This is a genomic window from Macrococcus epidermidis, from assembly GCF_003259695.1.
Lineage (GTDB): Bacteria > Bacillota > Bacilli > Staphylococcales > Staphylococcaceae > Macrococcoides > Macrococcoides epidermidis.
The window spans coordinates 46,754-61,886 of sequence record NZ_PZJH01000006.1; the positions used below are offsets into that span (position 1 = coordinate 46,754).

General features: G+C 34.3%; 16 protein-coding genes. 9 read left to right on the forward strand and 7 right to left on the reverse strand.

Annotated features, from left to right (window positions below; all coding sequences use genetic code 11):
* The first annotated feature begins 132 nt into the window (after window positions 1–132).
* Window positions 133–849: a PepSY domain-containing protein gene (locus BHU61_RS10900; RefSeq protein ID WP_111716801.1), complete on the forward strand. Its 717-nt coding sequence runs from the start codon at window positions 133–135 to the stop codon at window positions 847–849.
* Window positions 850–901: 52 nt separating this feature from the next.
* Here BHU61_RS10900 and BHU61_RS10905 read toward each other — a convergent pair whose 3' ends face one another.
* Entirely contained in the window at window positions 902–2,419 is a 1,518-nt protein-coding gene (locus tag BHU61_RS10905) for an SLC13 family permease (RefSeq protein ID WP_111716803.1), read from the reverse strand.
* A 77-nt stretch (window positions 2,420–2,496) separates the two neighbouring features.
* Entirely contained in the window at window positions 2,497–4,626 is a 2,130-nt protein-coding gene (locus BHU61_RS10910; protein WP_111716805.1) for a DNA topoisomerase III, read from the reverse strand.
* Window positions 4,627–4,756: 130 nt separating this feature from the next.
* Between BHU61_RS10910 and BHU61_RS10915 the strand changes: the two genes are divergently transcribed.
* From BHU61_RS10915 to BHU61_RS10930, 4 genes are all read left to right on the forward strand, one after another.
* Window positions 4,757–5,569 (forward strand): HAD-IIB family hydrolase, encoded by an 813-nt coding sequence (locus BHU61_RS10915; RefSeq protein WP_111716807.1) that lies wholly within the window; start codon window positions 4,757–4,759, stop codon window positions 5,567–5,569.
* Between the two features lie 5 nt (window positions 5,570–5,574).
* On the forward strand, window positions 5,575–6,426 hold the full coding sequence (locus BHU61_RS10920) for a GNAT family N-acetyltransferase (RefSeq protein ID WP_111716809.1): 852 nt from the start codon (window positions 5,575–5,577) through the stop codon (window positions 6,424–6,426).
* Between the two features lie 160 nt (window positions 6,427–6,586).
* Window positions 6,587–7,438 carry a GRP family sugar transporter gene (locus BHU61_RS10925; protein ID WP_111716811.1) on the forward strand — a complete coding sequence of 284 codons (852 nt, stop codon included), beginning with the start codon at window positions 6,587–6,589 and terminating at the stop codon, window positions 7,436–7,438.
* Window positions 7,439–7,455: 17 nt separating this feature from the next.
* The gene (locus tag BHU61_RS10930) at window positions 7,456–8,241 is read left to right on the forward strand and encodes a glucose 1-dehydrogenase (RefSeq protein ID WP_111716813.1); all 786 of its coding nucleotides are present in this window, start codon (window positions 7,456–7,458) and stop codon (window positions 8,239–8,241) included.
* 46 nt (window positions 8,242–8,287) lie between these two features.
* Here BHU61_RS10930 and BHU61_RS10935 read toward each other — a convergent pair whose 3' ends face one another.
* From BHU61_RS10935 to ybaK, 3 genes are read right to left on the reverse strand one after another with little or no spacing between them, the layout of a single operon-like run.
* A complete protein-coding gene (locus BHU61_RS10935) occupies window positions 8,288–9,193 on the reverse strand; it encodes an AEC family transporter (protein ID WP_111716815.1) in 906 nt (301 codons plus the stop codon).
* A gap of 26 nt (window positions 9,194–9,219) precedes the next feature.
* Window positions 9,220–10,302 (reverse strand): metallophosphoesterase, encoded by a 1,083-nt coding sequence (locus BHU61_RS10940; protein ID WP_111716816.1) that lies wholly within the window; start codon window positions 10,300–10,302, stop codon window positions 9,220–9,222.
* Window positions 10,292–10,774 carry a Cys-tRNA(Pro) deacylase gene (ybaK, locus tag BHU61_RS10945; RefSeq protein ID WP_111716818.1) on the reverse strand — a complete coding sequence of 161 codons (483 nt, stop codon included), beginning with the start codon at window positions 10,772–10,774 and terminating at the stop codon, window positions 10,292–10,294. Before ybaK ends, BHU61_RS10940 begins: the two co-directional genes overlap by 11 nt.
* Window positions 10,775–10,851: 77 nt before the next feature.
* Between ybaK and BHU61_RS10950 the strand changes: the two genes are divergently transcribed.
* The 4 genes from BHU61_RS10950 to mspA all read left to right on the forward strand — a co-directional run bounded on the left by BHU61_RS10950 (window position 10,852) and on the right by mspA (window position 13,045).
* A complete protein-coding gene (locus BHU61_RS10950; RefSeq protein WP_170122541.1) occupies window positions 10,852–11,325 on the forward strand; it encodes a GyrI-like domain-containing protein in 474 nt (157 codons plus the stop codon).
* Window positions 11,326–11,328: 3 nt separating this feature from the next.
* Window positions 11,329–11,487, forward strand: coding sequence for an SE1832 family protein (locus BHU61_RS13485; RefSeq protein ID WP_170122542.1), 159 nt, complete (start codon window positions 11,329–11,331; stop codon window positions 11,485–11,487).
* Window positions 11,488–11,582: 95 nt separating this feature from the next.
* The gene (locus BHU61_RS10955) at window positions 11,583–12,728 is read left to right on the forward strand and encodes an MFS transporter (RefSeq protein ID WP_111716821.1); all 1,146 of its coding nucleotides are present in this window, start codon (window positions 11,583–11,585) and stop codon (window positions 12,726–12,728) included.
* Window positions 12,725–13,045, forward strand: coding sequence for a membrane stabilizing protein MspA (gene mspA / locus BHU61_RS10960; RefSeq protein WP_111716823.1), 321 nt, complete (start codon window positions 12,725–12,727; stop codon window positions 13,043–13,045). Before BHU61_RS10955 ends, mspA begins: the two co-directional genes overlap by 4 nt.
* A 32-nt stretch (window positions 13,046–13,077) precedes the next feature.
* On the opposite strand, the gene BHU61_RS10965 is transcribed toward mspA, so the two are convergent.
* Together BHU61_RS10965 and BHU61_RS10970 are read right to left on the reverse strand one after the other, a co-directional pair.
* Entirely contained in the window at window positions 13,078–14,238 is a 1,161-nt protein-coding gene (locus BHU61_RS10965; protein ID WP_111716825.1) for an aminotransferase class I/II-fold pyridoxal phosphate-dependent enzyme, read from the reverse strand.
* A gap of 11 nt (window positions 14,239–14,249) precedes the next feature.
* Window positions 14,250–15,092 carry a MetQ/NlpA family ABC transporter substrate-binding protein gene (locus BHU61_RS10970; RefSeq protein ID WP_111716827.1) on the reverse strand — a complete coding sequence of 281 codons (843 nt, stop codon included), beginning with the start codon at window positions 15,090–15,092 and terminating at the stop codon, window positions 14,250–14,252.
* Window positions 15,093–15,133 lie beyond the last annotated feature (41 nt).

Here is a 15,133-nt window from a genome sequence, read left to right on the forward strand (position 1 = left end):
AGTTATATCTTTTAAACTTTCTATAGTCATTATGTCTTAATCATAATAAAAAATGCATATAAATCATTTGAATGTTTTTTTGTCTATATTTTGGGAATACAAAATATAAATAACAAAGGAGGAATTATTATTATGAAATTTAAAATATTAAGTTTAATTCTATCTTCGGCACTTGCGCTTGCAGCATGTAATAATGACGCGAAAGATATTGAAAAATCTCCAAAAGACGAGTCTAAACAAGAACAACAAACAGAAAAAACGGATACAAAAGCAACGGATACAAATGACAAAGACGATAATGCTGACGAAAAGAACGATGCAAAAGAAGAAGGCGACAGTAGCGTAGAAGAACAAGATGACGTAGACAATGAAGATGAAGCTACTGAAGCTGATGATGATAACGATAAAAATGAAGCTTCTATTAAATTAGATGATATTAAAGTATTACCAGAAGATGCAATTAAAACTGCACAGAAAAAAATTCCTGGTGATCTAGAAAGTATTTCATTCGATCGTGATAACGGTCAATGGATCTATTCTATATCTTTAATTGATACAAATAAGAAGACACATGAAATTAAAGTAAATGCTGAACAAAACAAAATTATCTCTACTCAAGTAGAAGATGATGAAGATAACGTAAAGACTTTTGATTACGGTAAATTTGTTCCAGCTGATAAAATCATAAAAGCTGCACAAAAAGTTTACAATGGAGATATTAAAGAGTGGTCACTTGATCACGATGATGGTAAATTTAAATATAACGTTGAATTAAAAGGTCAAGATGGTAAATCTAAAGAATTTGAACTTGATGCGAAAGATATGAAAATTTTATCTAAAGATGCATAACACAACAAGAGCACAGTGAATTTTTCACTGTGCTCCTTATTTTGGTCATTTTTTATAACAATCCTATCCACTGCCAATACGTCGCACTAAATAACAGGATAAGTAAGTAACCGATAATTGTTAATGCGATACCTGTTTTTAAGAAGTCTTTTACCGTAAATGTACCTGTACCATATGCCAACATGTTTTGTGGTGCTGATACTGGTAATAAGAAGCCAAAGCTGATGACAAATTGCTGAATTAACACAAAACCAATAGCGTTATCTTTCAGTCCTAGTGTTGCAGTTAAGGCAATAAACACTGGAATTAAGGCACTCGCTAAACTAGTAGCACTTGCAAAGCCTAAGTGAATGATAATGTTGAACAATGTAATTAAAGCGATTGTTGCAAGTAACGGCATATGTTCTAACCCCATTAATCCAAACGTTTTATCACTTAGCCATTGGGCTGCTGTTGTTTGCAGTAATAAATTTCCTAGAGAGATACCGATCGCAAATACAATGATCGTTCCCCATGGAATTAACTTCTCAACATCTTTCCACGTAAATACACCGACTTTAGGTGTTAACATAATCGCTAATGCTACTAGCGTAATAGAAGAAGAATCAATTGGGTGTAACTTCGCTTCTGTTGCCCAGAAGAATAATAATGCTACTGAAATAGCGATGAGTCGCCATTCTCTTGCAGTAACCGGACCAAGTTCAGCAAGTTGTTTCTTCACTAACTCTTTACCGCCTTCAATTTCTTTCGTTTCAGGCTTAATAACTGTGATCATAATGAAATATAAGGCAATTGACATTAATATTGACCATGGTGCTGCATACATAAACCACTCACCCCAAGATACATCCTGGTTAAATTGTTTATTGATAAATCCCATAGCGACCATATTTTGTGCTGCACCTGTCTTTATACCTACGTTCCAGATAGACACTGCCTGAACAGCAGTAATAACAAGTAAGGCTGCGAGTCGTGATTCTTTTTTTGCACCAAATGCTGTTACCATACCTAATAAAATTGGTACTACAGCACCTGCTCTTGCCGTAGCTGAAGGCACAAAGAATGCGAGTATAATTGAAACAATGATCGAACCTGCTACAACCGCATTTGTTTTATTACCAACTACAGATAAGACAAGTAATGCAAGACGTTTATGCAAATTGGTTACCTGCATTGCAGTTGCTAAGAATAACGCTGCTGCAACTAGTGCTACTGCAGAACTCGAGAATCCACTGAATGCAATTTTCAATGCATTTTGTGTTCCGAACATCGCATCTTCAGCTAATGGTTTCCCTGCTACCATTGGGTTACCCATTGCTGCACCTAATTTTTGAATCGGACTAAAACCTATCAACATGATGATCAATGCTACGATCATCATACTGGAAACCGGATAACTCACCGCTTCAGTGACCCACATAATCACTGCAAATGCTAAAATAGCAAGTGCCATCTTAGCCATAATCGGCAAATCTGCTGGTGTCGGTAGTAATATGATAGCAATTAAGACGATAAAACTTAAAATAATCCAATACGGCTTTAAATTCAACTTCTTTTTAACTTCTTCCATAGTAGAAGCCCCCTTAACTTTATTCAATCCTATTGTATCATGTTCTGTGAAAACGGTAACAATGTTCACAAAATCTACTAAAGATTTAAGTTTTTTAAAGCGTCTGCAAATGGATTGTTAATCGGTTCTTCCTCTTTTTTCATATACTTCTTCATTTCATTTTTCGATACTTTACCAGTTTTACGTGATTTAAATCGTTTATCCATTTGTTCCTGCGTTTCACGGAAACCACAAATACAACTGTACATCGCTTTCGGACCTTTACCATGTAACGTTAATTTCTTTTTACATTCAGGACAGCGTGCATTTGTTTTGCGTTGCACATTCTTTTTCGTGCCACATGTTGGATCCTGACAAACGAGCATCTTACCATTACGCGTCTTTTTCTCCAACATGAATTTACCACACGTTGGACATTCTGTTGTCGTCAAATTATCGTGTTTAAATTTATCTTCACTTGATTTAATCTCATCGATAATCTCTTTCGTGAATTTGCGCATCTCACCTATAAATTTATTTTTATCATATTTATTTTTCTCAATTAACGTGAGCTTATGTTCCCAATCAGCCGTAAGTTCTGGTGATTTCAACGCATTTGGTGCAAGTTCTAACAATTGTCGTCCTTTATTCGTCACTTTAATATTGCCATTAAAGTTCTCTATCGCATTTAAATTATAAAGTTTTTCTATAATATCTGCACGCGTGGCAACGGTACCAATACCACCAGCAGATTTGAGCGTTGATTGTGCTGTCTTATCAATCTCAAATATGCTACTTGGATTTTCCATCGCTTTTAATAATGTGCCTTCATTTAAATATGGAGGTGGCTCAGTTTCATGCGTTGTTTTATTAATTTTAATGTTTTCTAAAGTCGTGCCTTTTACGAAACGATGATGTTTTTCTAAAGAAGCTTGATGATTTAATGCCTTAAATCCTAATGTTACAGTTTGTTCCTGTTTCGCTACAAAAATAGACCCACCAATATTTACAGTGACTTTTTGTTCTGCGTAGACATTCGGTGGTAATAAATTGCTTAAAAAACGTTCCGCTATCAACATATAGATATTTTGCTCTCGTCCACTTAAGCTATCAAGATTTACACGCACTTCTGTCGGTACAATCGCATGATGATCACTTACTTTAGCGTTATTGATAAAATGGCTGCCGCCTTTGATTGGTGACTTTAATAATTCAACAACTTGTGTACGATATTCAGTTGATGAAAGTGAAGCTACACGATCTTTTAATGTACTTACCATATCAGTCGTTAAATAGTTTGAATCAGTACGTGGATAAGTCACAAGTTTATGTGATTCATATAAATTTTGCATCGTGCTTAACGTTTCTTTAGCAGAATATTTAAATCTGCGATATGCGTCTTGCTGCAAAGAAGTTAAATCATATAGCTTACCTGGATATCGTTTCTTCTCGTTCGTTACAACATCGCTTATAACTGCTTTTTCGGTTTGCAATGCTTTAATAAGTTCGTCTACAACTGTTTCATCAAAGATTCTATTTGGTGACTGCCAGTTAAAAGTCACCCCATCAACAACAATATTTAAACCATAATATTTTCTTGGTTGAAATTGATTGATAGCATCTTGTCTGATTTTCACCATTTGTAATGTAGGCGTTTGTACACGTCCAGTTGAAAGTTGCGCATCATATTTCGTCGTCAAAGCACGTGTTGCATTAATACCAACAATCCAGTCTGCCTCACTACGCGCAAGTGCGGCTTGATATAAACCATGATACGCACTCCCCGGCTTTAGCTTTTTAAATCCTTCACGGATTGCTCCATCTGTAACTGATGAAATCCATAAACGTTTAACAGGTTTATTCCCTTTACATTTCTCTAATATTAAACGCGCTACAAGCTCTCCTTCACGACCCGCATCTGTCGCGATGATTACTTCATTCACATCTTGACGTTCAATCTGACTTTTTACGACGTTAAACTGCTTACGCGTCTTACCGATTACTACTGATTTCATACGTTCAGGTAATATCGGAAGATCTTTCATATCCCAAGTCTTATATTTACTATCATATTGCTCAGGGTCTGCATTCGTCACTAAATGCCCTAACGCCCATGTTACGATATACTGATTGTTCTCCATATATCCATTTTTCTTTTGATTACAATTCAATACACGCGCTATATCACGTGCTACTGAAGGCTTTTCAGCAAGTACTACTGATTTCATATTATCCGTCCTATTCTCTTTTGATTTCTTAAATTATAACAGATTTTTAGAATCATCTGTTTTTTTGATATTTACAATTGTTATTTAATAATGACTCCGTTATGCTTAAATAAAATAAGGAGGGGATGTAATGAAGTCACTTCATTTCCCGGAAAATGTTGAATACTTGATCTGTTCGGATTTTGACGAAACGTTTTTCGCACATGATTTAAGTAATCCTGAAGATGTACTCGCCTTAGACGCATTTTTAGAACAAAATGTTGTAGCTAAAAGAATTCTTTTCGGCATTATTTCTGCAAGCACTAAAGAAATGATAGAAGCTTGTTTTGAAAAAGGAAATTACAGACACTATCCACATTTTATTTCGACTAACTCAGGCACTGAGATATATTATGTAAAAAATAATAGACTGATTAGAGATGAAACATATCATAATAAATTTCAACAATTAAATTTTGATAAAAGCGTCATTCTCAATATAGAAGAACAACTTAAACAACAAAATATAGACCTTATCACACAAATCCCTTTTGAAAATGCACCATTTTCTCGTAACTATTATTATCGTTCATTAGGAGATCTGGATACTGAAAATATTGATTTAATTAAGGCAACTGGTAAAAAACATAATTTTATCGTTAACGTCAGCAAGTGTAACCCTAAAATTGGTGATCCGGAAAATCATTACGATGTAGATTTTTATCCATCTATTGCCGGTAAACATGCAGTAGTGCAGTATTTAATGGAAAAATTCAATGTTGATAAAGACCATACCTTTGCTTTTGGCGATAGCGGGAACGACTTATTAATGCTAAACAGTGTCAAACATGGGTATTTAGTAAGTAACGCAACTGAAGAAGCAAAATCTAAATATAAACACCATACCAATTCACCATATAATAGAGGCATATTAGAAGGACTACAGCATTATTTCAAGGAGTGAAAGACTTGTACATTTCTCAAATGAAAGATATACAATTATTAGCTGATTTCTTGTTCCAACTAAACCAGGATAGTAAACACCACGTAGGAAACATACGTGTCACAAAACAAAGTATTATCGATCAACTTAATAATATTGATCCGGAAGATATGTTACAAATTACTGAGGGTGATGAAATCATCGCCGCATTTGGTATGGAACATATTAATGAAACTGAAGCAAATATTCTTGGTCCAATTACTACAAAAACAGATAAAGAAACCCTTAATATGATAGATGTCATGTGGCAGGATTTCTTACGCAATCATCCAAGTACAACAACGTATTATTTCAGTTTCCATGAAGAACATCGATTTGGTCAGGCTGTTATGAAACATCTCCGCACTCAATATTTAGGCACAACATATACGATGGAAGCTGAAGAAAATAAAACGACAGCTATCGCACCACAAATCATCAAGTATAAACCTATTTATAAAAAAAGTTTTACTCGTCTTATGAAAGATTTACAGGTAGACTATAAAGCTAAATGCGAGAAGATATTATCTACAGTTGGACAATCACATGAACTATACCTTTATTTAAATGAAGGACTTGTTAAAGCTTGTATATGGATTCAAATCAACGACGATGATGTTTGTAATATCGAATATTTAGCGACACATCCACAGTACCGAAATAAAGGTATCGGTCATGAGCTTGTGTCTTTTGCCGTAGATCATGCCTTCAACAAACATCACGCAAAGCGCGTACAGATTTCCGTGAAAAGCAAACGTGAAAAGAATATCGCTTTCTATGAAGCGATTGGATTTAAGAAAATCAATGAAATGAATCATTTTAAATATACACTGGATTAGAACAAATCATTGAAATGAATATATTGAAATCGGGGTAGATTTTATAAACTATTTTTTAGTTAATAAAGTTACCTCGATTTTTTCGATTACAGGCTGTTGTTTTAGTAAAAATAATAAAGGGTAAAAGATAGTTATCGATATAGAGAGAAGGAGTGAATATATGGATTTATTAATTGCATTACTCCCTGCATTACTATGGGGAAGTGTTGTACTCATAAACGTTAAAGTGGGTGGTTCTCCGTATGAACAAATTATGGGTACAGTATTAGGTGCATTCATTATCGGTACAATTACATACTTTATAGTACAACCTGAATTAAATTTGAAAATACTAGCAGTAGGTATTATTTCTGGTGCTTTTTGGGCACTTGGTCAAGGTAATCAGCTTAAAAGTGTTGAACTGATAGGTGTTTCAAAAACAATGCCTATTTCAACTGGTTTACAACTTGTGAGTACTACGTTAATTTCTGTACTTTTCTTTAACGAATGGACAACTACAAAAGCAGTAGTACTAGGCATAGCCGCATTATTATTTCTTGTTATCGGAGTCATTTTAACTTCATTAAAAGGTGACAATGAAGATGGTGGTAATAATAACTATAAGAAAGCTTTGCCCATACTTATAATTTCTACAATCGGTTATGTTACATACGTTGTCATCGGACAATTCTTCGGCGTTGAAGGATGGGATGCACTATTTCCACAGGCCATCGGTATGTTGATTGGTGGTATTTTATTAAGCTTCAAACACCAACCTAAAAAGAAAAATATTTTAAAAAATATTATCCCTGGTGTTGTATGGGCACTTGGTAATATGGCTTTGTTCTATTCACAACCAAAAGTCGGTGTTGCAACCAGTTTCTCATTCTCACAAATGTTAGTCGTCGTTTCAACATTGGGCGGTATTTTTATTTTAAAAGAAAAGAAGACAAAGAAACAGTATATCGGTATTGCAATCGGTATCATTCTTATTATTGTAGCAGCATTTTTATTAGGACTAGCTAAAAAATAAATACTGGAGGTTTTATGATGTATAAAGATTTAAAAGATAAGGTTGTCGTTATTACTGGTGCCTCTAGTGGTATCGGTAAAGCTATGGCTGAAGCATTTGGTATTGAAGAGTGTAAAGTAGTCATCAATTATAACTCAAGTAAAGATAAAGCAGAGGACGTTGCTGCAATCGTTAAGAAAAATGGAGGAGACGCAATTACTGTGCAAGGAGATGTTTCGGTAGAAGAAGATGTTGTTAACATTATACAAACCGCAATTGATACCTTTGGTGGTTTAGATATTATGATTAATAATGCGGGATATGAGAAAGCAACACCATCAGTCGAAATGTCAGCCGAAGCATTCAATAATGTCATGCACATTAACTTAACCGGTGCATTTGTCGGTAGTAGAGAAGCATGTAAACATTTTATCGAAACCGGTAAAAAAGGCAATATCATTAATATTTCAAGTGTACATGATGTCATTCCATGGCCAAACTATGTGAATTACGCATCAAGTAAAGGTGGCATGAAATTAATGATGGAAACGATGAGTATGGAGTTTGCACCTAAAGGCATTCGCATTAATAATATTTCACCTGGTGCCATTGTAACTGAACATACAAAAGAAAAGTTTAGCGATGATAAAACACGTGAAGAAACAGAACGAATGATTCCTATGGGAATAATCGGTGAACCTCACCAGGTAGCAAATGTGGCAATATTCTTAGCGAGTGAAAATGCAAGTTATATTACAGGTGAAACAATCTATGTTGATGGTGGTATGACAAAATATCCATCATTCATGGGTGGTAAAGGATAAAAAATTATGAGCGTAAGACAAAGTTAATTTGTCCTACGCTCTTCTTTTATAGCATTATCAACTGAAATATATACAGGATCACAATCGATATCACTATCGTAATATTTGTTATCATACTGATCAGTGGAATGGTCTTATATTTAAATTCAATTGCATACGGAATAATCGCCACACCTATCGGTAATAGCCAACCAATAAGTAGAGTCGTTCTAAACATCTCATTAAACGGTAATAAGAAGTAACAAATCGCACCGACAAATGCCCCTAATCCATAATGGAACGCTAAGTATTTCATTGCAATCGGTAAGTAATACTTATCGATTTTAAAGTTTAAAAAGACACCTAATAAAATCATGGATAACGGTAGATTGGCTTTTGATATGATTTCAAAGAAATCCAGCACTTGAGACGGTAATTTAAAGTGAATCACATTAAATATCAGCATGATGATATATGTCATTAACGGTACGGTCTTTAAAATACTCATCAATAAATATCTAATATCAAACGTGTCTCCCCCTTCACTAAAGTAACTGCCGACAAAGTAAGTTACACCAAACATCATAATAGATCCACCGATATCAAACATTCCAAAGTACAGTAATCCTTTAGCACCAAACATCTGCTCAACCAGTGGATAAGCAAATAATCCAATATTAAAAGCTGAAGCCATCATACCTACTGAGCCACGAATTTGATTATTATATTTCAGAAACAAAAGGATTGCTAAAAATTTTGCGATGACTGCATATATAATCATGATAATCGGAAGCATAATCAATGATGCATCAATTTCTACCCCGCTTAAAGTCACAATCACAAGGGAAGGTAATGTTACATTCATCACTAAAGTAGCGAGTACTCTTCCATCTTCTTCTTTTAAATATTTTAGCTTTTTCAAAATATATCCGAGCATAATCAAAGCGATAATCATAATAAAGCTTTGTGTCATGATAAACCTTCTCTCTTAATAGCTTGTTACAATACTTCTTCAGGTACCCAACCAGTAATACCATCTTTCATAATAAGTGTATACCCTAAGTATGAATCATCAATGATAGCAACTTCTTCTCCAATTGATACATCCATGAAATAATCGGTGTAATCATCTTTTAGACGGTAGCCATCTTCAATTGCTTTAATAAATTCTGTCTTTACCATAAAGTCTATTCCTGTATGTATGTGTTTTGCCTGCGTGAAATATTCATCCCCATCAAATACTTCTATTTCAAAATGCGGATAAGTAAACGTATGTGGCTCCTGATAGGCCACTTCGAAATCCTGAATTACAACCTCTCTCTTATAATCATCTACCGCCAAAGTATTTAATGTGTATGCATCATCTGTATATTCAATGATTAACGCGTTAAGTTGGCCACTATATTTCACTTGATTGCCACCATCGATATCAATGATACGTGACGCTTCATTTATCTTAATGTTGTTATTCATAAGTCCATCTTCAACAAAGTTACATGTCGGAAAATGACCGACCACAACCATTTTTTCAGCATCATGCGTTGCATTATAGAAATATGGCATGTTCAGTGCGTTATAACGAGACGTATTCATATAATCATATTGGTCTATACCTGCATGTACAAATATGAAATCTTCTGTTTCAATCATTAAAGGTAAATCACGAACGATATCATGAATGTAACTAAAATGCTTACGCACGTCCTTAGCCATATCACTTTGTGATTCATAATCATCCAGTGTCTTACCGAGTTTATCCAGCGCTTCATGTACAAGTGTATGACGGCGTTTCATATAATTGTACAAATAATCTTCTTCTAATTCATCGAAGATACAGTCACAATTCCCGAGAACCATGTGAACATGTTCATTTTTCAATAATTCTCCTACAAATTCAACGAGTGCTATACTTTTAGGACCTTTATCGATAATATCACCTAAAATAATGAGCCGATCATCTTCTGTATACGCTACTTTTAAAAGCAAATCTTTAAATAAATCTATATTGCCATGAATATCTGAGACAACGATTGTACGTCTATCTTTAATTGACATTGTCATGTAGTTATCTTTAATCTTCATCGGTAATCCGACTCACTTTCGCATTGATTAATTGTATGAGTTCATCTACATTAACTTTCATCTGGATACCTATTTGCCCTGCACTGACAATAATTTTCTCATGTGTTTGAGCAGATGCATCAATTACAGTGGGAAATTGTTTTTTCATACCTACCGGTGAACAGCCACCACGAATATAACCTGTTGTTTTTTCTAGATTTTTTACAGCAAGCATTTCTAACTTCTTCTCACCAACTACTTTACTGATAGCTTTAATATTGAGCGTTGCTTCAACTGGAATAACAGCGACATAATAATTATTTTTACCTTGTAGTACTAATGTTTTATATACTTCTTCAACTGGTTGGCCAATTTTATTCGCTACGGTAATCCCATCAACTTGATCTTCTTCTATCGAATATGTGAACGTTTCATAAGAAATTTTCTTTTGATCAAGTTTTCTTAATGCGTTTGTTTTTACTTTTTTACTCATATACATGCCTCCAATATTCTTGTCACTTTATAATATACCACTTTTCATGTATATTTCTTTTAGAAGGGGGTTTTTATATGACATATAAAGTTGTATCGCTCGGCGCATTTTATCTTAGTGGTTTAAAAAGAGAATTCACTACCGAAACAATGGGAGAAATCAAACCACTCTGGGATGAGCTTGAACACAACGGCACACTTGCTGACTTACAAAAATTAAATGATGTAGATACTTTAAAAGGTCACATCGGTGCATGCATTAAAACAGAACCATCTGAACATTTAAATTACTTAATTTCAGTTGCGACTAAAGAACCGCATGAAAATTACGAAACAGCTTATATCCCTGCGTCTGAATGGGTTGTATTTGATGCAATCGGTCCCATTCCAACAGCTATTCAGGAAACATTTGAGTATATTTACGGTACTTGGTTTAAAGATGCACCATTCAGACCATTGCAAACTGCTGATTTAGAATTCTACCCGCTAAATATGAATTTTGAAACCGATAACCCGAAAGTAGAAATCTGGATACCTGTAGAAAGGAAGTAAATAATGAATTTAGAACAACAATTATTAGAACTTAAAGAAGAATATATAAGAATCCAAAACGATTTAGAGAAGGTTGAATCAACCGGTCAATCTTCACCTAAATTAGAACAAAAGCTTGTTGAAATCGAAAAAGCAATACAGGAAACACGCGATAAAATGTAATGCGATCTGTCACGGTAAAAAACCGTGACTTTTTATATTCTTTTCCACTATTATTCGTTACAATATATGTATTAAATTTTTTTTGGAGTGACTTTATGAACAAACAAATCAAATTACTTATGGCAATTCAGTTTTTTATATATTTTGGCTTTAGCATTGTTATTCCTGTAATCCCGGCACTTGTTCATAGTATGCACTTAAATGCATTTCATATGGGATTATTGCTAGCCAGTTATTCAATATTTTCATTTTTAGCCGCACCATTTTGGGGATATCTATCAGATAAAATTGGCCGTAAAAAAATATTGTTCATCGGACTTATCGGATTTACATTAAGCTTCTTTTTGTTCGGTCTTTTTATCGATAACCTGGCAATGCTCTATACTGCACGTGTTATAGGTGGTATCTTCTCCGGTGCTTGTTTCTCAACGACAACAAGCATGGTGAGTGATATGACAAGTGAAGAAGAACGTAATAAATATATGGGACTCATGGGAATGATGATTGGACTTGGTTTCATCTTCGGTCCTGCAGTTGGTGGCTTGTTATCCGGCATCAGTTATCAGGTGCCATACTTTGTCACAAGTGCCATACTGGTACTAATTGCAATATTATCAATGCTAACTTTACAGGAAACTTATCACGGAAACAGTGCGAAAGAAACTGAGCTAGGTACTTCAAAAATGCTGACACCACAAATTATATTCATCTTAATCTCAACTTTTATCGTTATGTTTACGATGAGTGGTATGGAAAGTACTTTCCAGCTCTTTGAAATTGAGAAAATAAATATCACAACTACTCAAATGGGTCTTCTTTTTATGATCGGTGGATTGATCAATGCCGGTCTCCAAGGTGGTTATTTACGTAAAGTAAAAGATGGGAAAGAAAAACCTGTTATTATTACAGGTCAGATATTAACAGTTATCGCATTTATCCTATTACCATTCTCTATGAATTTATGGTATGCAGGACTATGTTTAGTACTTCTAATGGCTGGTAACGCATTAGTTAGAACGTTGCTTACAAGCAGATTGACTAAAGAAGGCAATCGTAGTAATATGGGTAAACTCACTTCTATCAGTTACAGTATGGATAGCTTAGGACGTATTCTTGGTCCACTTGCTTTTACCGGAATTTTATCAAAACAAATTGATGCACCATTTTATTTCGGTGCAATAATGACAGTTATAGGTACAATCGTCTTAATGATGTACTTTAAGAAAGGACGTACAGTATGATTTTTTTAATCACTTTGTTCACATTGATGTATCTTATTGTAAGTTACACGAGTATCTATCATCTTAAATTGAATATATTAAATATATTACGTATTATATTAGGATTAGGGTATTGCTTCTTTATATTTACATCTGTAATGCATATCCCGGGAAATATGAAGTTCTGGATTACATTACTTGCGATATGTTTATTAATGAATATTGAAATCGCAGCTTATAAACATAAATTTAATGATTCAAAAGCAAAAAGAATTCTAGATATTTTTTCACTTGTTATCGCTTTAATGGTTATTGTGATTATAGCCATATATATTTAAACAGGATGCCAAAATAGCATCCTGTTTTTTTATCATTCATAAAGAACATTTGTTTCTTTAATGCGTTCAATAAATTCATCCACTTGAGCATCATCTACTGCAAGTGAAACACGAATGTATTGATCACCTAAACTTCCAAACGGAAGTCCCGGTGTTGTAAGCATACTTTGTGACTTTAGTAAGAAATCTACATATTCTTCACTATTAAATTCATCCGGCACTTTTATCCAGATAAATATGCCACCTTGCATCGGCTCAAACGGAATATCTGCTTCAATTAAAGCTTGAGTCACTTTATCTCGACGTCTTTTAAATAATTCATTCTGTTCATTTAAAAACGATTCACCAAGTTCTAATGCCGCTACAGCACCGTCCTGAATGGCACCCCACATACCCACCTGCGTGTGATCCTGGAAATAGTTCAAGTTCTCGATAATTTCTGCATTACCTACAGCAAATCCCACGCGTACACCAGACATATTAAAACCTTTAGATAATGAATAGATTTCAATCGCCACATCCTTAGCACCTGGTGATTGCAAGATGCTAGGATTTTTTGCATCAAACCCAAATGCAGCATATGCAAAGTCATGCACAATTTTTGTATCTGTGTCTTTAAAACGATTGATCGTCGCATCAAAGAATGCTTTTGTTGCAACTGCACCAGTAGGGTTACTTGGATAATTTAAATAGATTAGTTTTGTGTTATTAAGTTTTGCTTCATCTACTTTATCGAAATCAGGTAAATAATGTTCTTCCGGATACAGTTTCAGCTCATAATGTTCCCCTCTAGCAAGTTTCACACCCGCTAAATAATCCGTGTATCCCGGATTTGGTAATAATACACCATCTCCCGGCTCAATCACACATGTCGGTAGATGCACTAACCCACTTTTCGTACCATATAAAATACAAATTTCTTTGTCCTGGTCTAATTCAACATCATATACGTCTTTATAGAACTTTTTAATTGCAGCTTTAAATGTTTCTTTCCCTCTAAACACACCGTATTTATTATTCTGTGGATTTTGAATACTTTCAGTCAGTGCTTGAATTACGCTATCAGGTACTGGTTTATCAGGTATCCCTACCGCCATATTTATGAGGGGTTTACTTCCAACATCAAGTTTACGTCCCATCGTCTTACCAAAATAACTTTCCGGAATTGTTTCTAATATTTTTGTGTATGCCATTACACTGCCTCCTACGGTTTATCAAATCCAACGAATGATTCATCTATTACTTTATCAAAGGCTTTAGATGTTATTACTTTATTAATATCTTTTGTTAATTGACTATTTTCATTTTTCTTGTTAACAACGATACGATTTCGATAATGTTCATCCATCTTCTCTAACTGTAATGCTGATTTTAAATCAATTTTAGAAGCTAATGCAAAGTTACCAGGAACAGCTGATAATCCTATACTATCTTTGCTACGTGGTAATTGCGCCGCTTCTACTGCAACAAACTTTAAATTTTTCTTGTTGTTAATGACATCGCGTTCTGAAATAGTAAGTTCGTTTGTCCTCGGTTTAATATCTATAAGATGTGCTAATTTTAATGTCTTAAAAGCACGTGCTGCATTGACTGGATCATTTGGAATTGCAATTTCTGCACCATTAGGTACTTCATCAAATGATTTATATTTACCAGAATAAATACCCATCGGCGCAGTTGGAACTTGTCCTGTCGCAACAAGATTCGTCTTATTTTGGGCATTGAACTGTTTCATAAATTCAATGTGCTGATATAAATTCGCATCTAAATCACCTTTTGCTAATGATTTATTCGGTTGAATGTAATCAGAGTATTCAACGAGCGCTACTGTATAGCCTAATTTTTCAAGACCAGGCTGAATTGCTTTCTTTACCATATCAGCATAAGGTCCACTCGTTGCACCAATACTAACTTTGCCTTTATCTTTACTTTGCGTACTTTTTACATCCGCATTTTGACGCTCAAACGGATTACCTTTATCTAATAATATCCCGGATAACAATATAACGATGATGCCTGACAATATAAAAATAACTATATTCTTCATATTCTTCCTTCTTTCGTTGCTTTAATTTTTTCGTTCTTTAT